Origin of the sequence: Streptomyces sp. NPDC020489, assembly GCF_044386545.1 — a bacterium.
GTDB lineage: Bacteria > Actinomycetota > Actinomycetes > Streptomycetales > Streptomycetaceae > Streptomyces.
Genome location: NZ_JBIRUZ010000003.1, coordinates 297,214 through 320,859 on the forward strand (window position 1 = coordinate 297,214; position 23,646 = coordinate 320,859).

The window sequence follows — 23,646 nt, forward strand, 5'->3', positions numbered from 1 at the left end:
AGATCGTGAAACGAGCCATACCTGTAGTCGTCCTCAGCATCGCGGGCCTGGTCCCCGTCTGGCGCTACGAGCCCTCCTTGGGCGGCAGCACAACGACCCCGGAAGCGGCCTCCACCCCGTCGGCCTCCTCCTCCACCGGATCCTCGTCGTCGGGCACCGTCGTCAAGGGCTCGACCCTGAACACGGAGAAGGGCCCCGTCCAGGTCGAGGTGACCTTCGACGGCGACAAGATCTCCGCGGTGAGGATGCTCCAGCAGCCGAACCACCCCCAGACGGCGGCGGCGGTGCCGAAGCTGATCGCCGAGACGCTTCAGGCGCAGAGCGCGGACGTCGACACGGTGTCCGGCGCGACGATCACCAGCGACGCCTACCGCGAGTCCCTCCAGGCCGCGATCGACGCCCACGCCGAGGCGGCCGCCGCCTCGCCCTCCCCGTCCGCGTCCACCGCTTCGGCGGCACGCACGGTCGACGGCCCCGCGGTGAACACCGAGAAGGGCACCGTGCAGGTCCAGGTGACCTTCGGCGGTGACAAGATCTCCGCGGTGAGGATGCTCCAGCAGCCGAACCACCCCCAGACCACGGCGGCGGTGCCGAAGCTGATCGCCGAGACGCTTCAGGCGCAGAGCGCGGACGTCGACACGGTGTCCGGCGCGACGATCACCAGCGACGCCTACCGCGAGTCCCTCCAGGCCGCGATCGACGCGAAGGGCTGACCGTGCACAGGGTCGAACACGTCATGGGGTTCCCGGTCTCGCTGCGGGTCGACGACGAGCACATCGGCGAGCGCGAGGCGGACGCCGTCTTCGCCTGGCTGCGCGAGGTCGACGCCCGCTTCAGCCCCTTCAAGCCCGACAGCGAGGTGTCGCGGCTGGGCCGGGGCGAGATCACCGAGGGCGAGGTGAGCGCTGACCTGCGGATCGTGCTCGACCTGTGCGAGCACTACCGGGCCGCCACCGGCGGCGCCTTCGACGTACGGCTGCCGGGGCGGGGCCTCGACCCCTGCGCGGTCGTCAAGGGCTGGTCCGTGCAGCGCGCCGCCGAGCTGCTGACAGCGGCCGGCGCCACCCGGTTCGTGCTGAACGCCGGTGGTGACGTGATCGCCGCCGGCGGCCCCTGGCGGGTGGGCGTACGGCACCCCGACCACGCCGACCAGCTGTGCGCCGTGCTGGACCTGACGGACGGCGCCGTCGCGACCTCCGCGCGCTACGAACGCGGCGACCACATCATCGACGGCCGCACCGGCCGCCCCGCCACCGGACTGCTCAGCCTCACCGTGGTCGCCGACTCCCTCACCGAGGCCGACGCGGTCGCCACCGCGGCGTTCGCGATGGGCACCGAGGGCGTGGACTGGGCGGCCGCCCTCCCCGGCTGCGAGGTCTTCGCCGTGGACGGGGAACGCCGGGTGCTGAGGACACCCGGGTTCCCCGTCTCGGGGGAGCGGGCGGCGGTCGGGTGAGAAGCCCCGCCGGACGCCAGGGGCCGCCCCGGTGCGGGCGGTTCAGATGGGCTGCGGCTCGAAGTCCCAGTACGGCGGATCGTCGGCCGCCGTCGACAGCGCCGCCACGCAGGCCAGCAGCAGCGGATGCCCCTCGTCGACGGCCGCCCGCGCCCGCCGCAGGGTGTCCTCGCGGACGGCGGCGGCCTCCTCCCGGCGCCCCGAGAGGTGGCGCACGGCCGCCGCGTTGAGGGCGCAGCCCAGGGTCCAGGGATGGTCGGCGCCCAGTGCGGACGTCATCCCGCGCAGCGCCTGCTCGACCAGCCGCCGCGCCGCCACGTGGTCCCCGAGCCGCCAGTGCGCCAGCCCCAGGTTGCCCTGCACGCCCACGGTGTTCGGATGGTCCTCGCCCAGCAGGTGCCGATAGTCCTCGGCGACCTGGAGCATCAGGTCGGCGCAGGCGTGGGGGTTGCCGTGGGTGCGCAGGAAGGACGCGTGGTCGGCCTGGATCATCAGCGTCATCGGATGCCGTGCGCCCTGAAGCTGACCGCACCGCTCCACCAGGCCCCGCAACAGCTCCCCGGCGGCCTCGTAGCGCCCCGAACGGCGCAGGCACAGCGCCTGGTTGTGCAGGGCCAGCAGGGTCTGGCTGTGGTACTCGCCGATGGTCTCGCGGTGCAGCCGGGTGTTGGTGTCCTGGAGCTCGGCGGCCTCCCGGTGGCGTCCGAGCAGCCGCAGCGAACGGGCATAGGTGAGCCCGGTCAGCAGGGTCAGACGGTGGTGCCGGGGCAGCAACCGCTCGCGCAGGGCCAGCAGTTCACGGTGCACGGCGGCCGCCTCCAGGTAGCGGCCGAGCAGTCCGAGGGCCACGCCGAGGTTGTGCAGCGAACCCTGGGTGTGCGGCGCCTGAGGCCCCTCCAGGGCGTCGTAGGCCCGCCACACCCGGTCGCACAGCTGGTGCGCCTCCTCGAACAGGCCGAGCGCCATCAGGGTTCCGCCGAGCCCGACCTGCGCCCGCAGCAGATCGGAGTCGTCGGCCTCCCGCTCGTACTCCAACTGCTCGACGACGGCCCGCCCGACGGCCTCCGCCTCCCGGTAACGGCCGCAGCGGCGCAGCATGTTGGCGTGCTGGTGGACCAGCACCAGCATCGAGGGATGGGTCGGCGGCAGCCGCACCCGCCAGCGCGCCAGCACCTGCTCGCACAGGGTGAGCCCGGTGCTCTCCTCGTCCCGCAGCCGCAGGTACTCGATGCAGTTCAGCACGAGTTCGCGCACCGAGTCCTCGGCGCTCTCCAGCGCGCCGGACGGATACAGATGGGGCAGCAGTCCGGCGTACGTCGGCCAGGCGCGCACGTCGGAGGGGCGTTGCGGGTCGGCGGAGACCAGGACCCGGCAGGCGACCGCGGACAGTTCGTCGCGGTCGGCGGGGGAGAGGGTGCGGCGCAGGAAGCGGTGGTAGAGGCGGTGCATCTCCACGCTGTCGACGTACGGGTCGCTGTCGGAGCCCTGCACGTAGTCCATGCGGACGGCCGTCGACTCCGAGAGGCGGGCCAGCGCGTTCTGCCAGCGCACCGGGTCGGCCGCCAGCTCGTTCAGATGCGGCGGCAGGTCACCGCGGGCCTGCTGGAGCTGGCGCACCGGGATCGAGCCGGGGGAGAACATGGCGAACAGGCGCAGCAGTTCGGTCGTCTTGGGGTTGTCCTGCTCCAGGGAGCTGAGGGTGATCGCCCAGCTGGCCTGGAAGCCGATCGGGTAGTCGGGCAGGGTCTGGATGCCGATGTCGTCGGCGTCGGCGCGGCGCAGCCGGGCGATGTAGTCGGCGGCCGGCATCCGGTTGGCGTCCAGCCAGGCCGTGGTCTGCGCGAGCAGCAGCGGGAAGTCCTCCACCGCGTCCGCGAGTTGGTCGGCCTCGTCCTCGGTGAGCCGCTCCACGTGACGGCAGGCGTAACTGACGCTCTCCGCCCGGGTGAACCGCTCCACCTGGATCTCCGCGACCCCGCCGGAGGCCGCCCAGCCGCGGGTGAGGGTGGTGATGGCGACATGGCCGCCGCTCTCCGGCAGCAGGTCGTCGACCTGTTCCATGTCGTCGGCGCTGTCCACGATGAGCAGCCAGCGCCGCCGTCCGGTGCGCAGCGCCTCCCGCACCGCGCGCACCCGCTCGCCCAGCGCCCGCGCGTCGGTCAGCTGGAGCCGGTCGGCGAGGTCGGCGAACTGCTGGCGTGCGGTGGCCCGGAAGCCGGCGCTGATCCACCAGACCACGTCGTACTCGTTGGCGAAGCGGTGCGCGTACTCGATGACGATCTGGCTCTTGCCCACCCCCGAGATCCCCCGCAGCGCCACCCGCGCCCCGGCCGGACCGCCGCTCTCGAACAGGGCGTGCAGCTCCTCGAGGACCGGGTCGCGGCCCGTGAAGCGCAGGTTGCGGCGCGGCACGTTCCACACGGCGGGCGGCGCGTCCGGGAAGCGCGGCGCGAGGGGCGCGTCCTCCTCGGGGTCCGGCTCGGTGTGCTCCAGGCCGAGCGCGGCCAGCATGCGGCGCAGCGCCTCGGCCGGTTCCAGGTCCCGCAGCGCGGGCGGGCCGAGGACGGCGGCCGCGGCGGGCAGCGCGAGGGTGGACAGGTCGACCGCGGCGAACCGGTCGCGGCGCGGCTGCACCACGTCGGCCAACGCCCCGGCCCACTCGGCCTCCGTGCGGTGGCCGAGCCGCAGATACCCCTCGTCCAGGAGCAACAGGATGCGGCCGGGCGCGCCGAGCAGATCGGTCAGCAGGCGGGTCAGCGGCACGCCCGGCGGTGGGTCCCAGCGCAGCAGGTCGGTGCGGCAGCCGTGCCGTTGCAGCTGGTGCGCGGCCCAGGTGGCCCAGGCGCGGTGGCTGCCGGCGTAGCTGATCGTCACGTGGTCGGGGGACCAGGGGTCGGAGGAGCGGGGGGCGGGCAGCGGGCCGGGGCGGGGGCCGCCGGGGAGGGGGCCGCCGGGGAGGGGGGCGGGGCGGCCGTTCGCGGAGGGCACCACGATGTGCCCCGGGCCGGCGGGCACCGTCTCCGCGACGATCTCGCTGGGCAGCTCGACTGTGCGCACGGGCACGCCCCAGCGGTTGGTGATGGTCAGCCAGAGCGTGCCGAGGCCGGGGGTGCCGTCGGCGGTGACCACGAAACGCGCCGGGCCGTAGGTGCCGCCGAAGCGGTGCAGGACGACGCTGGGTTCGCTCAGCGCCTCGCACACGAAGTGCGGGGCGCCGTCCAGCGCGACGCCGAAGTCGAACTCCTCCTCCTCGTAGGGCCAGTGCTCGTCGCCCGTCGGCCCGTTGAGGTCGACGGTGACGAGATAGCTCTGCCCGGCCTGCGCCGTGCGGGGCCAGCCGACCAGGGGTTCCACCAGCAGGGAGGAGGCGTCGCCGGTCATGTCCTCACCTCCTGGGTGCGCACCCTGAGCCGGAGCGTGGTCCGCGGGTGTCCGAAGTAGAGGAACATGAAGCTGTGGAGCACCAGCAGGATCTCCCGCTGCCGCTCGGTGCCTTCGCTGCCGTCGGCGTCCAGCCAGGACAGCGGGTCGGGTAATCGGGCCACGGCACTGGCCCGGAACTCCCGCAAAGCGCGGGCCACGGGCAGCTCCGGATCGGCGCACACCCGGCCCACCAGCTCCCTGATCAGCTCGTGGGCGACGTCGTCGCCGACCTTCCCGGACGTGGCGATGCAGCCGCCGGCGCCCTTGCGCAGGAACAGCTCGGCGAACCCGCGCAGCGCGCTCTCGCCCCGCCCCCGGTTGTCGAACAGGCGCCCGGACTCACAGGCGTTGAGGCAGACCAGGGTGGAGCCGCCGCGCAGCGCGGGCATGGTCTGCCGGTTGAGGTCGCTCCAGCTGACCGAGGCGATCTTGACCTCGTGGGCGCGGGTGCCGTACTCGGCGTGGCACCCCATGTAGACCAGCCCGGCGCCGAGGTCGGGGCGGGCGAGTTCGGTGAGGAAGGTCCGGGGGGTGCCGATGTGCGCGCGGTGCACATAGCCCTCGAACACCTCGACGTCCCGGCTCATCTGCTCGGCGTAGTAGCCCACGACATGCCCCGAGCAGGACGCCGGGGTGCCGAACGGGGTGGTCCCGGCCTCGCGGACGGTCGTCCAGCGCACCACCGTCACCAGGGCGCCCAGGATCCCGGCGACCAGGCCGTGCTCCGGGCGGCCCGGCAGATGCAGCAGCTCCCAGGGGATGTCGTAGTCGGTGTCGTCCCAGACCACCAGCTGGAGCTCCGGGCCGTGCCGGGCCCGCAGCCCGTCGATCCAGCGGACCAGGGGAGCCTGGCCCTCGGACCACTCGGCGAGCCCCAGCAGGATCTCGCTCGGCGGCATGGAGCTGTCGGGCCGCAGATTGTGCAGCGCCAGGTCGTCCGGGCGCAGCCGGGTGTACTCGGAGTCCAGCCGCGTCTCCAGCTCACCGCTGTGCCCGGTCAGCCAGAACGCGTCCTGCCCCGGCTCGCCGTACGCCCGCTGCACCGACAGCTTCGCGAACCCGGCGGGCAGCCGGGCGTCCGGGTCGACGGGCGCCGCGGGCAGCCGGACGGCCTCCTGGGGTTCGGCCACGTGCTCGGGGACGGCCGCCGGGCGCGGCACGGCCAGCGGCTCGGGCGCCGGCGGCCGGGCGGGCATGCCGGGGCCCAGGGGGATCGCCCCGCCGAGACCGCGGGGGCCGGACGGTTCAACGGACACCGGCCACCCCCCGCGCGGTGCGTCCGGCCACGGTCACCCCGCCGAGCGCGTCGGCGAGCTGGAACGTCAGGTCCGGGTACGGCTGGCGGGCGGCGTCCACGACGACGGAGTGCAGCCGCATCCGCCCCATCGCGCCGATCCGGCCCGCCGCCGACAGCGCGTCCTCGATGCCGGTACGGCGCACCGGACCGGGCAGCCGGTCGCCCGTGCCGGTGTCCAGCGGAACGTTGCCGCGGCCGTCGGAGACCACCACCAGCCAGGCCTCCACCAGGTTGGAGCGCTGCTGGAAGGCCCGGCGCAGCAGTTGGTCGGTCATCGCCAGGCCGTGGGCGAGAGGGCTGCTGCGCCCGGCGGGGCGGTGCAGGGCGCGGCCGACCCGGGGGTCGAGGACGCTGCGGGCGACGAAGTGGTCGGCCCTGAACTCGTGCGCCGCGTCCCGGCTGCCGACCTCGACCACGCAGATCGAGGCGCGGCCGGTATAGGCCCACTGGAGATAGGGGGCGAGGGCGGGCTGCCAGTCCCAGCCGCGCCGGCAGGTGTGGTCGAGCAGCAGCACCAGCATGCGCTCCGCGACCGGCAGCCGGGCGTAACTGCGGAAGTCGCCCGGCAGCACCACCAGACGGCCCTCCCCGTCCCCGCGCAGGGCGCGACGGCCAGGCAGGTTCTGGTGCTTGGCGGCCTCGATGGCGGTGGCGACGAAGGCGAGGTCGCGCAGCGCCGTCGCGGAGCGCACGCCGATCACCGGACCCCGCGCCGAACTGGGCTCCGGGCGCCGCTGCCACGGGATCCGCAGCGGGGCGAACTCCCTCAGCAGCCGCGCGTCGTCCTCCGGGAAGGGCGAGCCGACCCCGTCCCCCGTGTCGGCGGCGAAGGTGTCCAGGGCCTCGGCCGGCCCGGCGGGTACGGCGACGGCGGCGCCCGACGGCTGCGCCGCGAGGGCGTCGTCCGGCACCGGGTCGGGCTTCGCGGGTTCCGGTACGGGCCGCCGCTCGCCGTCGCCCTCGTGGGTGACGGGACTCCGGTCGGCGGGCAGCCCGGAACCGGGCGGTACGGGGGGCCGGGCGGCCACCCCGATGAGCCGCGCGGCCTCGTCAACCCGCTCGGGCCCGCAGTCGGCGTCCCCCGCGAACACGGCCAACGCCCGGGCCAGCCGCGCGAGTCCGAGCGCCCGCCGGCTTCCCCGGTCCGCGTCGAACAGGGCCACGGCCCGGGCCGCGCCCTCCTCGGACAGCGCGCACCGCGCCCGCCGAGGTGAGCCGAGAACGTCTTCCCAGCCCTCGGGAAGCTCGGCGAGGAACGGCCCGGACAGGGGCGTGTCCGGGACGTCCCCGCGAGGCCGGTCCAGCGCGTCCAGGAGGCGGTCCGGTTCCAGGCCCGCCGCGTTGAAACGGATCGGGAAGCGGTCCAGCAGATGGGGGGAGAGGCGGCCCACCTCCGACTCGCGGCACGCGGCCAGCCAGCGGGCCCGGGGGCGCCAGCGGGCGCGGAAGCCGGAGCGCTCCACCGCGGCGACGTCGGCGCCCAGCAGTTGGACCGCCGCCCGCATCCCGGGCAGGCTCAGCCGGACCAGGTCGGGCACGACGACCAGGGTCGAGGCGTCCGGGTCGGTGTCGACCAGCGGCCCCGGGGCGAGCGAGAAGTTCATCCCGGCGCCCTCGTGCCGCAGCGTGGGCCGCAACCACAGCTCGTCGTCCCCGGTGACCGAGCCGAGCATCGCCCGCCGCACCGGGCGCGCGCCGCCCACCGCGAGCAGGCCCGCGAAGGCGTCCATCACCGGCGCCACCATCTCCGGCTCCAGGTCGAACAGCAGCACCCCGTCGAGTCCGGGTCCCAGCGCGGAACACGCCAGCACCTGCGACAGGCGCTGCCGCGCGGCCCCGGCCCGCCCGTCCAGGGCCGCGGTCATCCCAGCAGCCCGTCGAGCAGGGCGGACTCCTCCGGGGTCCATTCGACGGGTCCGCCGTGGGCCGCTTCGGGGCGCCGGTGGCGCAGCGAGAGCGGGACCACCTTGCGCACATGCCGGGGCGCGACCTCCGCGGCGCCCTCGAAGGCCGCCAGGGCGCGGGCGGCCCAGGCGGTGACGACCTCGCCGCGATGACCCACGGCCCGCAGCTGGGTGGCCACGTCGGCGCAGAGCTTGGCGACGTCCTCGCTCAGCGTCACGTCCTGCACCGCGGCCCGCGCCGCGTCCAGCCGCTCGCGCAGCGCCTCGTCCGCGGCGAGTCCGTCGGCCAGCCAGGAGGACTCGGTGCCGGCCTCGTCGTCGAAGCGCAGCACCGCCAGCACCATCGCCCGCCGGGCCTCCTGGTCGAGCTCGGAGACGGCGACCATCAGCCCGAAGCGGTCGAGCAACTGCGGCCGCAGACCGCCCTCCTCGGGGTTCATCGTGCCGACCAGCCCGAAGCTGACACTGCGCACGGCGTCGATGGCCTCCCGCTGCACCGACAGCACCCCGGTGGAGACGACGTCGAGGATGATGTTGACGATGTGGTCGTCGAGCAGGTTGACCTCGTCGATGTACAGCAGCCCCTTCTCGCCGGCCTCCTCCAGCAGGCCCGGCTGGGTCTGGGCGACGCCCTGCATCAGCGCGTCGAGTTCCCAGCCGCCCAGCACCCGGTCGTCGGTGGCGTTGATCGGCAGGGTCACCGGCAGCTCCCCGCGGGTCAGCAGCGAGAACGCCCGGACCACGGTGGACTTGGCGGTCCCGCGCTGCCCGCTGACGAGGACGCCCCCGATCCGCGGCGCGATGTAGTTCAGTTCCAGCGCGAGCTTCAGCTCGGTCTGCCCCACCACATAGCTGTACGGCAGGATGTGGATCCGCGAGTCACCGGCCGCACCGGTCACGACGTGCCGCCCGGCTTCCAGCGGAAGGTGACCACGAGCTGGGCCTCCGCCGTCGACTTCACCAGGATCGCGCCCAGTTCGGCGTCCAGCTTGATCGACAGCTGGAGCTCCACCTCGTCGGGGACGAGTCCGTCCCCGAGGTCACCGAGCCGGTCCGCCGCCTGCCGCGCGCACCGCCGGGCCAGGTCGAGACCGTCGGTGTACACCTCGCGGGCCGCGGTCATCACCCGCTCGGCCGGATTGCCCCGGGTGTCGATGCCCCGGTACACGTCGTTGATGCCGCCGGTGGCTGGTACGCCGTCCACCTCGACGTAGACCGGCCCGTCCAGGCCGTCCGACGCCACCCCTGTCACGATCGCCATGCAGCACGTCCCCCGTCCAGCGAACCGGATCCCCTGTGCCCCTACCTTCCCCAATCCGGGCCGACGTCAACAGCCCCGTGACCCAAGCGTGTTGATCGAGTCAGGCCGGCGCGTCGAGGTCGGCGGCGCGGCGCACCCGGTCGGCGATGTGCAGGATCAGCCGGTCCAGGTCGGCGCAGTACACCGAGGGGTTGAGAAAGCCCTCGTCGGCGCGGTAGCGGTGGGCGTAGTTGCCCCCGCCGCACACGTCCGCCAGCGGGCACGCCAGGCACTCGGGGGCCAGCGCCTGGCGGCCCAACTGCCGGGCGACGACGCCGGGATGGTCCAGGACGTCGTCGAAGGAGTGGTGGAAGACGTCACAGCCCGTGGCCGGGGCTCCCGGGTAGGCCGTCTTCAGCGAGTCCACCTGCTCGATGGCGCCGTCGGTGTCGACGACCACCGCCACCACCGGAGAGTTCCCGACCGCCTCGGCCTGGCCGTCCAGTCCGAGCAGCAGCCCGATGATCTCGCTGAACAGCCGGACGGGGACCGCCTGTTCGCCGGACTCGAACCAGAGATCGAACACCTCGATCAGCCAGTCGGCGTAAGGGTGAGGGCCCCTGGCGGCCGGTGGGTGCGCCCAGTTGGCGTGCGGCAGCAGCAGGTCCATGGACGGCGGTTCCAGCGCGGTGAGCGAGGCGTACACCTCGGCCGGGTCGGAGTCCGGGTCGATCACGGTCAGGATCCCGGCGTACGCCTCCGGACGGCGGCGCAGCGCCTCGATCCCGGCGGCCGTCGCGGCCCAGGAGGAGCGCCCGGCGTGGTCGACGCGGCGCCGGTTCAGCCAGGGGCTGCCGCCGTCCAGGCTCACCCCGATCGCGATCCCCGCGTCGGCCAGCCGCCCCACCCGGTCCTCGGTGAGCAGGGTGCCGTTGGTCTGCACGCTGGCGTCCACCCTGCACCCCGGGCCGACGGCGTCCCGCACGGCGCTGACGTACCCGACGAGCGTGTCCACGCCGGCCAACAGGGGTTCGCCGCCGTGCAGATTGACCTGTAAGGAGGACAGTCCGTGCGCCGCCGCGTGCTCGGCGACGCGCTCAGCGGTGCGCCGCACCACGCGGGGTGGCACCCGTCGTGGACGGTCCCGCCAGCTGTCGTCGGCGCCCTCGTAGACGTAGCAGTAGGTACAGGCCAGATTGCAGCGGCCGTGCACCTTCAGCACGAACTGCCGGAAGGGCACGGCCTGGACGCCGGACCGCCGTAAGCCGGCGACGTCCAGGGTCTCAAGAGGCCATCGGGCGGTCACAGTTGATACGGGCCGTCCTCGTAGTAGGCCACCGCGGGACCACCGCGCAGCTTGCGGGGCAGCAGGCCCGTGGCGACCGCCGCGAGCACCGGATGCGATGCCTCGCGGGACAGTGCCGCCAGGTCGAGATCGGTGAGGTCGGGCAGCGTGCCGCCCGGCTCCCGCACGCCACGCAAGGGCGACCTGTCCCCTTCTGTACCCCGCACGTTCACCTCTCCAGGACGGCTGAACCAGCCTCTTGACACACGGCCCGGCCCAGCCTACTGGCGTGACGGCGCGGACATGCCCGCGCCGGGCCCTTGCCAGGTATCAAGTTGGCAGCGACGGCTGGGGTCTGCCTATGCGTCAGGTCGGGAGCGGCTCGAAGTCCCAGTAGGGCCGCTCGCGGCGGCGGATCGACTGGGTGTGCGGATGCTGGGCGCCGAGCGTGTCGGACAGCTGCTGGAGCGCCTCGTGCTCCAGCTTGGCCGCCTCCTGGCCGCGTCGCAGTATCCGCAGGTCGGAGGCGAGTGCCGCCTTGCACGACAGGGTCAGCGGATGGGTCTCGCCCATCGCCGTGCGCGCCGACTCCAGGACGGCGCGGGTGAGTTCGGCCGCCCCCTCCTCGTCCCCGGCGAGACTGCGGGCGCCGCCCGCGTTGAGTCCGGCGCCCAGCGCCCAGGGGTGGGAGGGCCCGACGGCAGCGCGCATGTCGACGAGCGCCCGTTCCGCGATCCGCAGCGCCTCGTCGCGCTCCCCGTACTCCCACAGGGCGAGCGCCACGTTGCCCGCCGTGCCCACCGCGTAAGGGTGCTGCGGGCCGACGAGCCGGGCGTACTGCTCGGCGACGACCGCCGCCGACTCCCGTGCCTGTTCCAGGTTGCCGTGCTCGCGGTTGAAGGTGGCGAAGTCGGCCTGCACCAGCAGCGAGTCGGGGTGGTTCGGCCCCTGCCGCTGCACGAACCGCTCCACCACGCTGCGCATCAGCGACTCCGCGCCCAGGAGGTCCCCGTTGCGTCTCATGCACAGCGCCAGGTTGTGCTCGGCGAACAGGGTCTGGGGGGTGTAGCGGTCCATCGTGTTGCGGTGAGCCCGGACGTTGAGCTCCTGCCGGCTCGTCGCCTCGGTGTAGCGGCCCAGCAGCCGCAGCATCCAGGCGTAGAACATCCCGGAGCGCAGGGTGAGATGGTGCCGTGGGCTCAGGATCCGCTCGCGGATCAGCAGGATGTCGCGGTGCAGCCGCAGCGACTCCTCGTAGCGGCCCAGCAGACTGGTGACCACGGCGAGGTTGCCGCGGTCCTGAAGGGCGCGCGGGGCGTCCGCGCCCAGGGTCCCGGTGTACGCCCGCACGCACTCCTCGAACATGCCGTGCGCCTCGTCGTAGCGCCCCAGGGACACCAGGGTGCCGCCGAGTCCGTTCTTGGCGCGCAGCAGGTCGGGGTCGTCCTCGGCGCGGGTCTCCGCGAGCTGGTCCAACACGGCCCGCCCGACGGCTTCCGCCTCCAGGTAACGGCCGCTGCGGCGCAGCATGTTGGCGTGGTCGTGGATCAGGATCAGCATGTCCCGGTCCTCCGGACCCAGCCGGGTGCGCCAGCGGGTGACGGCCTGCTCGCACAGTCGGAGGGCGGCCCGGTTCTCGCCGCGCACCCGCATGTACTCGATGCAGTTCAGCACGAGCCCGCGCACCACCGGGTCCGCACTGTCCAGCGTCCCGGCCGTCTCCAGGTGCGGGATGAGCTCGGCGTACCGCGCCCACTCGCGGGTGTCGGTCGGCCGCCGCGGGTCGGCGCCCGCCAGCAGGGTGCACGCGATCGTGGACAGCGCCTCGCGACGGTCCTCGGTCAGGGTGCTGACCAGGAAGCTGTGGTAGAGGCGGTGCATGGAGACGCGGTCCACGGCCGGTTCGGCCTCCGAGGACTCCACGTAGTCCAGGCGGACCGCGGTGGACTCCGACAGGCGGCGCAGCGCGGTGTGCCAGCGGATCGGGTCGCCCGCGAGGGCCGCCAGATGGTCCGGCAGGTCGGACGGGTGCGCGGCCTGCATCAGCCGCACCGGGATGGCGTCCGGGGAGAACAGGGCGAACAGATGCAGCAGTTCGACGGCCTCGGGGTTGTTCTCCTGGAGCGTGTTGAGGGTTATCGACCAACTGGTCTGGAAGCCCATCGGGTAGTCCGAGGAGATCCGGATGCCGATCTGGCTGGCCTCGCCGCGCCGGATCATCGAGATGTAGTCCTTGGCGGGCATCGCGTTGGCGTCCAGCCAGGCCGCGGTCTGCGCGAGCAGCAGCGGCAGGTCCTGCACGGCGTCGGCGAGCTGGTCGGCCTCCGCGTCGGTCAGCCGCTGGGCCCGCCTGCGGACGTAGGCGACGGACTCGGTCCGCCGGAAGGGCAGCACCTCGATCTCGGTGACGTTCCCGGAGGCCGCCCAGTCCTGGGTGAGGGTGGTGATCAGGACGTGGCCGTTGCCCTCCGGCAGCAGGTCCTCGATCTGCTCCATGTCGTCCGCGGAGTCCAGGATCAGCAGCCACCTCCGGTACGGCGTCCCGGTCCTGAGCGCCTCGTGGACCGCCCGGATCCGCTCGCCCAGCTCCTGGCCGACGGGCAGCTCAAGGCGCGGGGCGAGCTGCGCGAACTGCTCGCGCGCGGGGGCGCGGAAGCGGGCCCCGACCCACCACACGATGTCGTAGTCGTTGCCGAAGCGGTGCGAGTACTCGTTGGCGATCTGGCTCTTGCCGACACCGGAGATGCCCCGCAGCGCCACCCGCGCGCCGCCGCGCCCACCGCGCTCGAAGCGCGCGTGCAGCTCCTCCAGGATCGCGTCCCGGCCGGTGAAGCGGACGTTGCGGCGCGGCACGTTCCACACCGACGGCGGGTCGTTGGGGAAGCGGGGCGCGGCGGCGCCAGCGGGGGCGAGGGGCTCGGCGGACCGGTCGAGGTCCAGGCGGCGCAGGATACGGCGGCGCGCCTCGCGCGAGTCCAGGTCGCGCAGGTCGACCGGGCGCAGCGGAGCGGCCGTGGCGGGCAGTGCCCTCGTCGCCACGCTGACCGCGGAGAACCGGTCCACATGGGCCGGCACCACCTCGTGCAGCGCCTCGGTCCACTCGGCGTCCGAGCGCGGGCCGAGCGAGAAGTACCAGTCGTCCAGGACCAGCAGCACCCGGCCGGGCGCCTTGAGCAGGCTGCGCAGCGCGTCGGTGAGCGGCATCCGCAGCGGAGGGTCCCAGCGCAGCAGCGTCGTCTCGTGGCCGAGCTGCTCCAGCTGATGCGCGATCCATGTCGCCCACGGCCGGTTGAATCCCGCGTAGCTGATGGTGAAGTGCTCGTGGGACTCGGCGCCCTTGGACCTGTCGGTCATCCGACCGTCTCCCTACACCGAAATCAATGGAATGACGTTTTTTGACGGTTTTGTGGGTACGTTCGCGTGCACTTTAAGCGATACGTCGTTCAATCCGAGGGCATCACCGCGCTCAGTCGCGCGGACGCGTGCCGGACCAGCCGCTCCAGGTCGGCGCAGAACACCGACGGGTGCCGAAAGCCCGTACCGCGCGAGAAGCGGTGACCGTAGTTGCCGCCCCCGCACACCCGGCCCACCGGACAGGCCCGGCACTCGTCCGCGAGACCCGCCTCGCCGAGCTGGCGGGCCACGATCCCCGGATGGTCGAGCGCCTCGTCGAAGGCATGCCCGAAGACGTCCAGGCCGGTGGCGGTCGCGTGGTCGTAGGCGAGGTTGAGGGAGTCGATCTGTTCCACCGAGCCGTCGGTGTGCACCACCACCGCGCAGGTCGGCGACAGCCCGATCGACTCGGTGGTGCTGGGCACCCCGAGCAGCAGGGCCACGACCTCCGTGAACAGCCGCACCCGCGGCTGCGAGCCGTCGGGCGCGCCGTCCCACCACAGGTCGAAGGCGGCGGCCAGCCAGTCGCCGTAGGGGGTGGGCACCGCGGACCACGCCCCCGGGGCGCGGGCGGGCAGGCCCGGCGGCGGGCTCGACCAGTTGGCGTGCGGCAGCAGCAGGTCCAGGCGGGGCGGGCGCAGCTCGGCCAGCGAGGAGTACACCTGCGCGGGGTCACTGGTGACGTCGATGGCGCACAGGATGCCCGCGTACAGCTCGGGGCGGTCCGACAGCAGCCGCGCCGCGCGCCGGGCCGCCGGCCAGGACGGGCGCCCCGCGTGGTCCACCCGGCGCCGGTTCAGGTGCGCGGTGCCGCCGTCCAGGCTCAGCCCGACCCGGATGCCCGCGTCGGCGAGCCGGTCCAGGGTGCGGTCGGTGATGAGGGTGCCGTTGCTCTGCACGGTGGCCCGCAGCGCGACCCCGGCGGGCAGGGCCCTGCGCACCGCGGCCGCGTACGCGAGGGCCGTGTCGGCGCCCGAGAGCAGCGGCTCACCGCCGTGCAGGTCGATCCGGACCTCGGACAGCCCGTGGGTGCCCGCGTGTTCGGCGATCCGCAGCGCCGTCTGCCGCATCACCCCCGGCGCCACCCGCGCCGGCCGGCCCCGCCAACTGGCGTCCTCGCCCTGGTAGATGACGCAGTAGCTGCAATCCAGATTGCAGCGGCTGTGCACCTTGAGGACGAACTGCCGGAAGGGGACGGGACGGTGGCCCGCGCGCCGCAGGGCCGCCACGTCCAGTTCGGCGTGCGGCCACGGCGCCGACCGGCGGTCCCGGGCGATCCGTAAGCTGTCGTCCGAAGCGGTCTGCACAGCATCGCCTCCCCGTGGGCGGCCCCGTGCCGCCGCTACCGTTCTACCCCCGGGGAGTCCTCGTGATACGCCACGAGACCGCCGTCGGCGTCGCAGGAACGGGCCAGCAGCGTGGCCAGGACGGCGCCCAGCACGGGGTGGTCGACCCGGGCGCGCAGCGCGGCCAGATCGACGCCCGTGTAGTCGGGCAGCGGGGCCCCCACGTGTCCGCCCGGCCCGGTCGGTTCCGTCACCCTGCCCACACCCCTTCACCGTCCCCCTGCTCCGGCGAGCGCGGTCATGCGCTCGAACGTCGACTGCGCCTGCGGTCCCCGGGCCGCGCCCGCGCGCTGCCACAGCGTCCAGGCCGCCCGGTAGGACTCCAGCGCGTGCCCGGGTCCCGCCGTCCGCTCCAGCACCACCCCGCGCTGGTGGTGCGCCCGGGCGGCCAGCAGCGGTTCACCGGCCCGGTCGGCGCTGCGGACGCCGTGGTGGTACGACTCGGCCGCCAGGTCCAGCCACTCCGGCGCCCCGGAGCCGCCCGCCAGGGCCAGCAGCACATCGCCGCGCTCCAGCCAGGCCAGGGCCGCCGTACGGTCGTCGCGCGCGCCCCGGGCCGCACGCGCCAGCACCCACTCGGCCTCGTGCAGATCGGTCGGCGTTCCGCCCGCGCCGTGATGATGACGCAGCGCCCGGCCGAACAGAAGCCGCCGGTCGGCCAGATGAGGGTCGCTGTCGGCCGTCAGCGCCAGCGCCGCGCGCAGCACCCGTACGGCGTCGGTGGCCACGCCGAGCCCGTCGCCGTGCTCGGCGCGGGCCACCAGCACCTCGCCGCGGCCCGCCAGCAGCTCCGCCCGCTCCGGGTCGTCCCGGTCCAGCAACTGCTCGGCCTCGGTGAAGAGGCGGTCGGCGGCGAGGAGTTCGGCCGGCTCGGCGGTGTGCCGGTAGCGGGCGGTGTGCGCCTCGGCCAGCCGGCGCAGGGCCGGTACCAGCAGCTCCGTGCCCTGGTCGCGGACCGCCTCCACCGCCCGCTCCAGTGCCTCCAGGACCCCGGGGTGACCGGTGTCGCCGGCGGCGACGGCCCGCGCCTCCGCCAGGTCCAGCAGGGCCCGGCAGCGCACCGCGGACGGGACGCCGTGCCGGCCGGAGAGCCGTACGCCGCTCTCGAAGTCCGCCGCCGCGCGCAGGGCCAGGGTCCGTGCCTCGTCGGCCGCGTCACGGCCCCGGGCGTCGTCGGCGAGCGCCAGCAGCTGCCGCCCCCGGGCCAGCACCGCCGGGTCGAAGCCGGGGCGAGCGGGGAGCGAGGAAGGGGTTCGGGGACCGCCGCCCGCGGCCGATCCGCCGGAGACCACGGCCGGTCACCGGGCCCGGCGCAGGGTGGACAGGCGAGCCGTACCGTGGTGGACACCGGTGCCCGGCCGTCCCGGTCCCCCCGGGTGGCCGGTCGGGGTGCGGCGCGGCCCGGCGCACCGGTCTTCGCCGGGCGCGTCCCCGCTCGTGTCGTCGTCGCTCCGCGCCGTTCTCGGCCACGCTCCGGCGGGAAGGGCCCCAGGTCCACGCGCGACGGGGCACCGCACCGGGCGGCCGTGCCACTCACTCACGTCGCGCTCCTCGTCTGGGACGGTCGGATGCGTGCGAACTCCATGACAGTACGCGCACTCTGCCCGGTCAACAGTGCTTTCCGGCCGCCGGGCCGCAACACGCCCGCCGACGTGCGGCAACACGGGCGGTCTAGACTCGCACGGAACGGCCCGCCCACCGGCCGAAAGCGGTCAACCTCGGCCAGACCCGAAGGGTATTCGGCGTTTTGATACGGATAGATTCAGTCACCAAGCGATACCCGGACGGCACGGTGGCGGTCGACCGGCTCTCGTTGGAGATACCCGACCGCTCGATCACGGTCCTCGTCGGCCCCTCCGGCTGCGGCAAGACGACCACCCTGCGCATGATCAACCGGATGGTCGAGCCCACCGAGGGCACCATCCTCCTCGACGGCGAGGACATCCAGCGGCAACCGGTCAACACCCTGCGCCGGTCCATGGGTTACGTCATCCAGAACGCGGGCCTCTTCCAGCACCGCACCATCGTGGACAACATCGCCACGGTGCCCCGGCTGCTCGGCTGGAGCAAGGACAAGGCCCGCGACCGCGCCCGCGACCTGATGGAACGCGTCGGCCTCGACGCCTCGCTCGCCAAGCGGTACCCCTATCAGCTCTCCGGCGGCCAGCAGCAGCGCGTCGGCGTGGCCCGGGCGCTCGCCGCCGACCCGCCGGTCCTGCTCATGGACGAGCCGTTCTCCGCCGTCGACCCTGTGGTCCGCAAGGGACTCCAGGACGAACTCCTGCGCATCCAGGCGGAGTTGGGCAAGACCATCGTCTTCGTCACCCATGACATCGACGAGGCCGTCAAGATCGGCACCATGGTCGCCGTGATGCGCACCGGCGGCCGGCTCGCGCAGTACGCGCCGCCCGCCGAACTGCTGACCCACCCGGCCGACGCGTTCGTCGAGGACTTCCTCGGCGCCGACCGCGGCATCCGCCGGCTGTCCTTCTTCCCCTCCGCGGGGCTGCCGCTGTCGACGGCGCCGGTCGTCCCGATCGACGCCACGGCCGAACGGATCGCCGAGCACGACACCGCCGACGCCCCGTACCTCCTCGTGACCGACACGGACGGCAGGCCGCTCGGCTGGGGCGAGCCGGACGCGCTGACGGCCGGCTCCATCGCGGTCGACCACCTGGTCTCCCACGGGCGCCCGTTCGTCGCGGGCACCGACTCGCTGCGGGCCGCGCTGGACTGCGCGGTCCTCTCGCCGACCGGCTGGGCGGTCGCCGTGGACGCCGACGGGCGGGTCGCCGGGGTCGTCTCCCAGCAGACCATCGCCGAGGCCATCCGCGGCGCCCACGCGCAGGGGCGGACGGACGGCCGTACCGAAGGCCGTACGGACGAGAAGGTCGCCGGATGAACTGGGACCGGATGTTCGACATCCCCAGCGACCTCCAGCACAGCTGGCTGGGCCTGGTCGGGCTGCATCTGCGCGAGGCCCTGCTGCCGGTGCTCGCCGGGCTGCTGATCTCCCTGCCACTGGCCCAGCTGTGCGTGCGGTTCCGCTGGCTGTACCCGCCGGTGCTGTGGGTGACGACCGTGCTCTACGCCATCCCCTCGCTGGCCTTCTTCGTGCTGCTCATCGACTACACCGGCATGACCGAGCTGACCGTGATGATCCCGCTCACCGTCTACAGCCTCGTCGTGCTGGTCCCGGCCGTCGTCGACGCCGTCCGCTCGGTCCCGCCGGAGACCCTCGCCGCCGCCAAGGCCATGGGCCTGGGACCCCTACGCCGGTACGCCCAGGTCCAGTTGCCCATCGCCGTGCCCGCGATCATCGCCGGACTGCGGGTGGCCACCGTCTCCAGCGTCAGCCTCGTCAGCGTCGGCACCCTCATCGGCAACCAGGGCGCCCTCGGCAACCTGCTCAACGACGCCACGATCTACAACCGGCCCGAACTCGCCGTGAACGCCGTGTTGTCCATGGCGCTCCTCGCGATCCTCGCCGACGTCCTGCTGGTGCTGCTGCGCCGGCTGCTGACGCCGTGGATGCCCCGACCGCGGCGCAAGCGGCGGAAGGCCACCGGGAAGACCCCCGGGCAAGCTCCCGGCGAAGCCCCTGGGGAGGGCCCCGCCCCCGTCCTGGAAGGGGCAGCACGGTGAACCTGCTCACCCACATCGGCAACTTCTTCGGCGACAGCGCCCATTGGCACGGCTACGACGGGATCCCCACGCGCCTGGCGGAACACCTGAAGTACACCCTGGAGGCGCTTCTCATCGCCGCCGCGATCGCACTGCCGGTCGGCCTGGTCACGGGCCACTACGGGCGCGGCGGAACGGCCCTGTCCCTCATCGCCACCGCCGGTCGGGCCCTGCCCACCTTCGGTCTGCTGGTCCTGCTGACCCTGCTGCTGGGCTTCGGCCTGGTGAACGTGATGACCCCGCTGGTCGTCCTCGCCGTACCGCCGATCCTGGTCACCACCTACGAGGCGATGCGCACCGTCGACCCCTCCTCGGTGGACGCCGCGCGGGGCATGGGCATGAGCGAGGCCGGGGTCCTCCTCCACGTCGAACTCCCCGCCGCGCTCCCGCTGATCCTCAGCGGACTGCGCTCGGGCGCCATCCAGATCGTCTCGACGGCGACCATCGCGGCGTACGTCAGCCTCGGCGGGCTCGGCCGCTACATCGTGGACGGCCTGTACCAGCGCGACTACCAGAAGGTCGTCGGCGGCGCCACCCTCGTCGCGGGGATGGCGCTGCTGACCCTGGCCGTGTTCTGGGCTGCGGGACGGTTCGCGGTGTCCAAGGGGGTGCGCAGGCCCTAGTGCGGCTGCGTGCGGGCCAGCGCCAGTTCGAGTACGACGAGCAGCGCGTCCCGCACGGAGCCCCGCTCCCGGGCGTCGAACACGAGGACCGGGACGTGGTCCGCGACGTCCAGCGCCCAGCGGACCTCGTCCAGGGTGTGCTCGACCTTGCCGTCGAACGCGTTCACGGCCACCGCGAACGGGATCCTGCGGTGCTCGAAGTAGTCGACGGCGGCGTAGCAGTCGTCGAGGCGGCGGGTGTCGACGATGACCAGCCCGCCGATCGCGCCCTCGACGATGTCGTCCCACATGAAACCGAACCGCTCCTGTCCGGGCGTACCGAACAGGTACAGCTTCAGGGTCGGGTCGATGGTGATGCAGCCGAAGTCCATCGCGACCGTGGTCGTGGTCTTGCGCGGGGTGTGCGTGAGGTCGTCGACGCCCGCCGCGACCTCGGTGATGGCCGCCTCGGTGGTCAGCGGCTCGATCTCGGAGATGGCGCTCACGGCGGTGGTCTTGCCCACGCCGAAGCCGCCCGCGATCACCATCTTGACCGGCAGGGGTGGCCGCACGGCGGCCGCCGGCGCGGACCCGTCCAGGGTGGCCGGTTCAGTCGGAGTCACGGAGTACCCCCCGGGAGTCGGGGATGGCGCGCAGGCCATCTATCACTCGGCGCAGGACGGAAGCGTCATGCGTGTCGTCGGAGTCCGGCACATGCACCGTCAGCAGCCCCTCCGCGCGCAGGTCCTCGGCGAGGACCCGGACCACGTTGAGGTGCAGCCGCAGCCGGGCCGCGACTTCCGCGATGGACTGCGGCCGGCGGCAGGCGGCGACGATGTCGTGCTGCTCGAAGGTGAGCCCGTCGAGCGCGGCGAGACCCTCGGCGGTGGTCACCACCTGGGTCTCGACGGGCATCGGCCGGCCGGCCGCGCTGGGCGCCACCCGGCCGGCCGTGACCAGGAACGGCCGCACGGCGGAGGCGGGCCCGACCGGGTCCGGACCCGGGACCGAGGAGCCGTCCGCCATGGCGTGCGCGTCCCGGTCCCGGTCAGAGCGCCGACGGGGAGCCGACGCTGTTCTTCAGCGCCAGCACCAGCTGGGGACTGAGGGCGCTGCCGGCCCGGTTGGCGAACAGCGTCATCTCGTAGGCGATGTTGCCCAGCTTGGCCTCCTTGTCGGTGACCACGCCGAGGACGGCGCCGCTGCCGATCGCGGAGACCAGGACATGGCCGCCCTCCAGGTCGATGATGACCTTGTTGAGGCCGCCGAGACCGTAGTTGCCGGACGCGCCGGCGGCGAGGCTGGTGATGCCGGAGACGATCGCGGCCAGGCGCTCGGAGTCGGCGTGCTCACGCAGTTCGGAGACCGCGATCAGCAGCCCGTCCGAGGAGACGGCGATGGCGTCCACGACACCCGCGGTCTCGGTGGCGAAACGATTCAACAGCCAGGTGAAGTCGGCCGCCGCGGCCTTCAGTTCGGCCGGTGTGTTCCCCGTCGGAGTGTCACCTGTCGACGTACTCACTGATCCGCTCCTTCCGGGAGGTGGTTCTGGTCCTGCTTGCGGGGGGTGGTGGGGTGCAGGTCTGGGTCCGTGCCGCTGTCGCGGTGGGCGCGTGCCACCGCGTCCTCGAACTCCTCGAGGGCGGCGCGGACGGCTTCCGCGTCGGCGGGCCGGGGCGCCTGGCGGGCGCTCGGACGGCCGGCGTCGGCCGTGGTACGGAGCGTGGCTCCGCGCACACGGCGGCGCAGAGGGCGGGCGGTGCCGGGCGCTTCGGCGGTCTCGGAGGCCGCGGGAGTCTCGGGGGTAGCCGGGCTCTTCGGGGTGCCGTCGGCGGGTGCCGGTGCCTCGGCGCGGGCCCTGGGGATGTACGGCACGTCGTCCGCGACCGCCGGGGTCTCCTCCTCCGTGCGGCGCACCCGGCGCGGGAGCGGGCCCAGGGGGTCCTCGGCGCCGGGGAGGGCGTCCGTGCGCGCCGGGCGGGGGCCGGAGTCGTCGGTGCCGGCCGCCGGGGTGACGGGTGCCGCCCGCTCCACCGCGGGCGCGGTCCGCAACAGCGACTGCGGCAGCGTCACCTCGGCCGTGACACCGCCGCCGGGGGTGCGGGACAGGGCGACGTCGATGTCCCAGCGGCGGGCCAGCGCGCCGACCACGAACAGTCCGAGCACCTTCGAGGGCACCAGGTCCAGGCGCTCGCGGCGCACGATGCGGGCGTTCTCCTCGTCGAGCCGCTCGGGGTCCATGCCGAGACCGTGGTCGGAGATCACGATCGCGGCGCCCTCGGCGGTGTTCTGCACGAACACCTCGACGGGGCTGTCCGCGGGCGAGAACGACACCGCGTTCTCCACGAGTTCGGCCACCATCAGGGTCAGGTCGCCGATGATGTCGGGCGCCACCATGACCTCGGTACGGGCGAGCAGCTGGACCCGCTGGAAGCCCTCGATCTGGCCGAGCGCGGCCCGTACGACGTTGGTCAGGGCGATCGGCCCGGAGTCCAGGACGGTCTCGCGGATACCGGCGAGCAGCATCAGACTGTCGGCGTTGCGGCGCAGCCGGACCGCGATGTGGTCGATGCTGTAGAGGCGTTCCAGCAGCTCGGGGTCGGTCTCGCCGCGCTCCACCGCATCGATCAGGGCCAGCTGCCGGGTGGTGAGGTTGCTGACCCGGCGGCCCACGTTGCCGAACATCTCGGCGACGTTGCGGCGGCTGAGCACCTGACGCTCCAGCAGGGCGGCCGCGGTGGTCTGCACGTGGTTGAAGGCCTCGGCGAGGTCGCCGATCTCGTCGCGGGCGGTGACCGGCATCTCCCGCAGCCGCGCCGGGCCCTCGTCCTCGGCGTCGTCGGCCGCGACCCGGGCCAGTTCGCGCTCGGCGACCTCGGCGACCTGCTGCGCGGCGCGGGTCAGCGCCTGCACCGGGCGGACCACCGAACGGCGTACCACCACCGAGAACGCGAGCCACAGGACGAAGCCGAGCACGGCGAGACTCAGCAGCAGCACGGCGTTGCGCAGCGCCTCGGCGGAGGCGCGGTCGGCGCGGTCGGCGATCTGGTCGATCAGCGAGGTGGTGATGCCCAGCCGGATCGCGGCCTGCTTGCGGTAGGCGGGGTAGGAGTCGAGCGCCGCCTCGAACCTGCGGCGGATCTCGGCGGGGGAGTCGGCCTGCAGGGCGCTGGGGTCGATCTGGAGCTCGGCGTACTGCCGGTTGATGACGCCCTGCGGGGTGCTGTGCTCGATCCCGGCGAGCTGTTCGGCCTGCTCCTCGGTGGCGAACCGCGCGAACCGGTCGGCCTGGTGGGTGTACTCGTCGTAGGAGCCGATCGCGCCGATGAACTCGATCAGCGCGTTGGAGTCACCGGTCGTCGCGGAGAACACCCCGGTCTCGAAGGAGCTGTGGGCGGCGTCGGCGCGCAGCAGCGAGTCGAGCAGGCTGCCGGTGAAGGTGGCCGCGAGCGCCGCGTTGCGGTCGAGTCCGAGACCGTCGATCAGGCCCTTGGCGGCACTGGTGTAGGCCGGGTCGATGTTGTCGGCGGGCAGATACGCCCGCTCGATGGTGTCGCGCAGGCTCTCCAGGCCCTCGATGTCCCTGAGCGCGCGGGCCTCGTCCTCGGGGATGCGGTCGCCGAACGAGGCGCGCACCTTCTCGACCTGGGTGTCCACCGCGAGCTGGGCCTTGCGGTAGGGGGCCTGGGAGGGGGTGCCGCCGTCGTTGGTCGCCTCGTGCCGCACCGAGAGCAGGACGGCCTGCTGGTGCTCGGCCTCCAGCCGGTCCACCAGGGTGGCGACCTCGGTGCTGGTGCGCACCAGGCGTGCCGCGTCGGCGGCTTCCCGGGAGCGTCCGACCTGGTCGGTGATGAGGTAGGCGAGCAGGAGCGCGACCACGGTCAGCGGGACGCCGACCAGCACGTTGAGCTTGTGCCGGAACGGCCGGCGGTCGGCGAGGCCCCGTATGCCCCCCGGGGCCGACGGCGGCGCCGTCTCGCTCGTGGACACCAGGCCTCCTTCAGGGGGATGTCGGC

General features: G+C 73.6%; 20 protein-coding genes. 5 read left to right on the plus strand and 15 right to left on the minus strand.

Annotated elements, in window-relative coordinates:
- The first annotated feature begins 5 nt into the window (after positions 1-5).
- Positions 6-713: an FMN-binding protein gene (locus ACH41F_RS08405; RefSeq protein WP_391233851.1), complete on the plus strand. Its 708-nt coding sequence runs from the start codon at positions 6-8 to the stop codon at positions 711-713.
- A 2-nt stretch (positions 714-715) separates the two neighbouring features.
- Complete coding sequence (locus ACH41F_RS08410) at positions 716-1,456, plus strand: FAD:protein FMN transferase (RefSeq protein WP_391233852.1); 741 nt, start codon at positions 716-718, stop codon at positions 1,454-1,456.
- Positions 1,457-1,498: 42 nt separating this feature from the next.
- On the opposite strand, the gene fxsT (ACH41F_RS08415) is transcribed toward ACH41F_RS08410, so the two are convergent.
- The 11 genes from fxsT (ACH41F_RS08415) to ACH41F_RS08465 all read right to left on the minus strand — a co-directional run bounded on the left by fxsT (ACH41F_RS08415) (position 1,499) and on the right by ACH41F_RS08465 (position 16,636).
- Positions 1,499-4,837, minus strand: coding sequence for an FxSxx-COOH system tetratricopeptide repeat protein (gene fxsT, locus ACH41F_RS08415; RefSeq protein ID WP_391233853.1), 3,339 nt, complete (start codon positions 4,835-4,837; stop codon positions 1,499-1,501).
- Positions 4,834-6,135, minus strand: a complete 1,302-nt coding sequence (locus tag ACH41F_RS08420; protein ID WP_391233854.1) for a CHAT domain-containing protein — start codon at positions 6,133-6,135, stop codon at positions 4,834-4,836. Before ACH41F_RS08420 ends, fxsT (ACH41F_RS08415) begins: the two co-directional genes overlap by 4 nt.
- Positions 6,125-8,041 carry a magnesium chelatase gene (locus tag ACH41F_RS08425; RefSeq protein WP_391233855.1) on the minus strand — a complete coding sequence of 639 codons (1,917 nt, stop codon included), beginning with the start codon at positions 8,039-8,041 and terminating at the stop codon, positions 6,125-6,127. Before ACH41F_RS08425 ends, ACH41F_RS08420 begins: the two co-directional genes overlap by 11 nt.
- The gene (locus tag ACH41F_RS08430) at positions 8,038-8,979 is read right to left on the minus strand and encodes an AAA family ATPase (protein WP_391233856.1); all 942 of its coding nucleotides are present in this window, start codon (positions 8,977-8,979) and stop codon (positions 8,038-8,040) included. Before ACH41F_RS08430 ends, ACH41F_RS08425 begins: the two co-directional genes overlap by 4 nt.
- On the minus strand, positions 8,976-9,341 hold the full coding sequence (locus tag ACH41F_RS08435) for a CU044_2847 family protein (protein WP_391233857.1): 366 nt from the start codon (positions 9,339-9,341) through the stop codon (positions 8,976-8,978). Before ACH41F_RS08435 ends, ACH41F_RS08430 begins: the two co-directional genes overlap by 4 nt.
- Positions 9,342-9,441: 100 nt before the next feature.
- Positions 9,442-10,626 carry an FxsB family cyclophane-forming radical SAM/SPASM peptide maturase gene (locus ACH41F_RS08440; protein ID WP_391233858.1) on the minus strand — a complete coding sequence of 395 codons (1,185 nt, stop codon included), beginning with the start codon at positions 10,624-10,626 and terminating at the stop codon, positions 9,442-9,444.
- On the minus strand, positions 10,623-10,793 hold the full coding sequence (locus tag ACH41F_RS08445; protein ID WP_391234005.1) for a YxD-tail cyclophane-containing RiPP peptide: 171 nt from the start codon (positions 10,791-10,793) through the stop codon (positions 10,623-10,625). Before ACH41F_RS08445 ends, ACH41F_RS08440 begins: the two co-directional genes overlap by 4 nt.
- Before the next feature lie 178 nt (positions 10,794-10,971).
- Positions 10,972-13,959 carry an FxSxx-COOH system tetratricopeptide repeat protein gene (gene fxsT / locus ACH41F_RS08450; protein ID WP_391233859.1) on the minus strand — a complete coding sequence of 996 codons (2,988 nt, stop codon included), beginning with the start codon at positions 13,957-13,959 and terminating at the stop codon, positions 10,972-10,974.
- Between the two features lie 89 nt (positions 13,960-14,048).
- Positions 14,049-15,305, minus strand: coding sequence for an FxsB family cyclophane-forming radical SAM/SPASM peptide maturase (locus tag ACH41F_RS08455; protein WP_391233860.1), 1,257 nt, complete (start codon positions 15,303-15,305; stop codon positions 14,049-14,051).
- A 35-nt stretch (positions 15,306-15,340) separates the two neighbouring features.
- Positions 15,341-15,538 carry a YxD-tail cyclophane-containing RiPP peptide gene (locus tag ACH41F_RS08460; protein WP_391233861.1) on the minus strand — a complete coding sequence of 66 codons (198 nt, stop codon included), beginning with the start codon at positions 15,536-15,538 and terminating at the stop codon, positions 15,341-15,343.
- A 15-nt stretch (positions 15,539-15,553) separates the two neighbouring features.
- A complete protein-coding gene (locus tag ACH41F_RS08465; protein ID WP_398833910.1) occupies positions 15,554-16,636 on the minus strand; it encodes a hypothetical protein in 1,083 nt (360 codons plus the stop codon).
- 455 nt (positions 16,637-17,091) lie between these two features.
- On the opposite strand from ACH41F_RS08465, the gene ACH41F_RS08470 reads away from it, so the two are divergent.
- Genes ACH41F_RS08470 through ACH41F_RS08480 form a run of 3 tightly spaced genes read left to right on the plus strand, consistent with a single transcriptional unit; the run spans position 17,092 to position 19,651 of the window.
- Positions 17,092-18,246, plus strand: a complete 1,155-nt coding sequence (locus ACH41F_RS08470) for an ATP-binding cassette domain-containing protein (protein WP_391233863.1) — start codon at positions 17,092-17,094, stop codon at positions 18,244-18,246.
- A complete protein-coding gene (locus ACH41F_RS08475; RefSeq protein ID WP_391233864.1) occupies positions 18,243-18,989 on the plus strand; it encodes an ABC transporter permease subunit in 747 nt (248 codons plus the stop codon). The genes ACH41F_RS08470 and ACH41F_RS08475 overlap by 4 nt, the downstream gene beginning before the upstream one ends.
- The gene (locus ACH41F_RS08480; protein ID WP_391233865.1) at positions 18,986-19,651 is read left to right on the plus strand and encodes an ABC transporter permease subunit; all 666 of its coding nucleotides are present in this window, start codon (positions 18,986-18,988) and stop codon (positions 19,649-19,651) included. The genes ACH41F_RS08475 and ACH41F_RS08480 overlap by 4 nt, the downstream gene beginning before the upstream one ends.
- On the opposite strand, the gene ACH41F_RS08485 is transcribed toward ACH41F_RS08480, so the two are convergent.
- From ACH41F_RS08485 to ACH41F_RS08500, 4 genes are read right to left on the minus strand one after another with little or no spacing between them, the layout of a single operon-like run.
- A complete protein-coding gene (locus ACH41F_RS08485; RefSeq protein ID WP_391233866.1) occupies positions 19,648-20,253 on the minus strand; it encodes an ATP/GTP-binding protein in 606 nt (201 codons plus the stop codon). The genes ACH41F_RS08480 and ACH41F_RS08485 overlap by 4 nt on opposite strands.
- A complete protein-coding gene (locus ACH41F_RS08490; RefSeq protein ID WP_391233867.1) occupies positions 20,240-20,656 on the minus strand; it encodes a DUF742 domain-containing protein in 417 nt (138 codons plus the stop codon). The genes ACH41F_RS08485 and ACH41F_RS08490 overlap by 14 nt, the downstream gene beginning before the upstream one ends.
- A gap of 22 nt (positions 20,657-20,678) precedes the next feature.
- Positions 20,679-21,152 (minus strand): roadblock/LC7 domain-containing protein, encoded by a 474-nt coding sequence (locus tag ACH41F_RS08495; protein WP_046263351.1) that lies wholly within the window; start codon positions 21,150-21,152, stop codon positions 20,679-20,681.
- Entirely contained in the window at positions 21,149-23,620 is a 2,472-nt protein-coding gene (locus ACH41F_RS08500; protein ID WP_391233868.1) for an ATP-binding protein, read from the minus strand. Before ACH41F_RS08500 ends, ACH41F_RS08495 begins: the two co-directional genes overlap by 4 nt.
- Between the last annotated feature and the right edge of the window lie 26 nt (positions 23,621-23,646).

Excerpts from the sequence above, each read along its gene's own strand:
- fxsT (WP_391233853.1), bottom strand. The coding sequence starts at position 4,837 with ATGACCGGCGACGCCTCCTCCCTGCTGGTGGAACCCCTGGTCGGCTGG.
- ACH41F_RS08425 (WP_391233855.1), bottom strand. The coding sequence starts at position 8,041 with ATGACCGCGGCCCTGGACGGGCGGGCCGGGGCCGCGCGGCAGCGCCTG.
- ACH41F_RS08435 (WP_391233857.1), bottom strand. The coding sequence starts at position 9,341 with ATGGCGATCGTGACAGGGGTGGCGTCGGACGGCCTGGACGGGCCGGTC.
- fxsT (WP_391233859.1), bottom strand. The coding sequence starts at position 13,959 with ATGACCGACAGGTCCAAGGGCGCCGAGTCCCACGAGCACTTCACCATC.
- ACH41F_RS08475 (WP_391233864.1), top strand. The coding sequence starts at position 18,243 with ATGAACTGGGACCGGATGTTCGACATCCCCAGCGACCTCCAGCACAGC.
- ACH41F_RS08490 (WP_391233867.1), bottom strand. The coding sequence starts at position 20,656 with ATGGCGGACGGCTCCTCGGTCCCGGGTCCGGACCCGGTCGGGCCCGCC.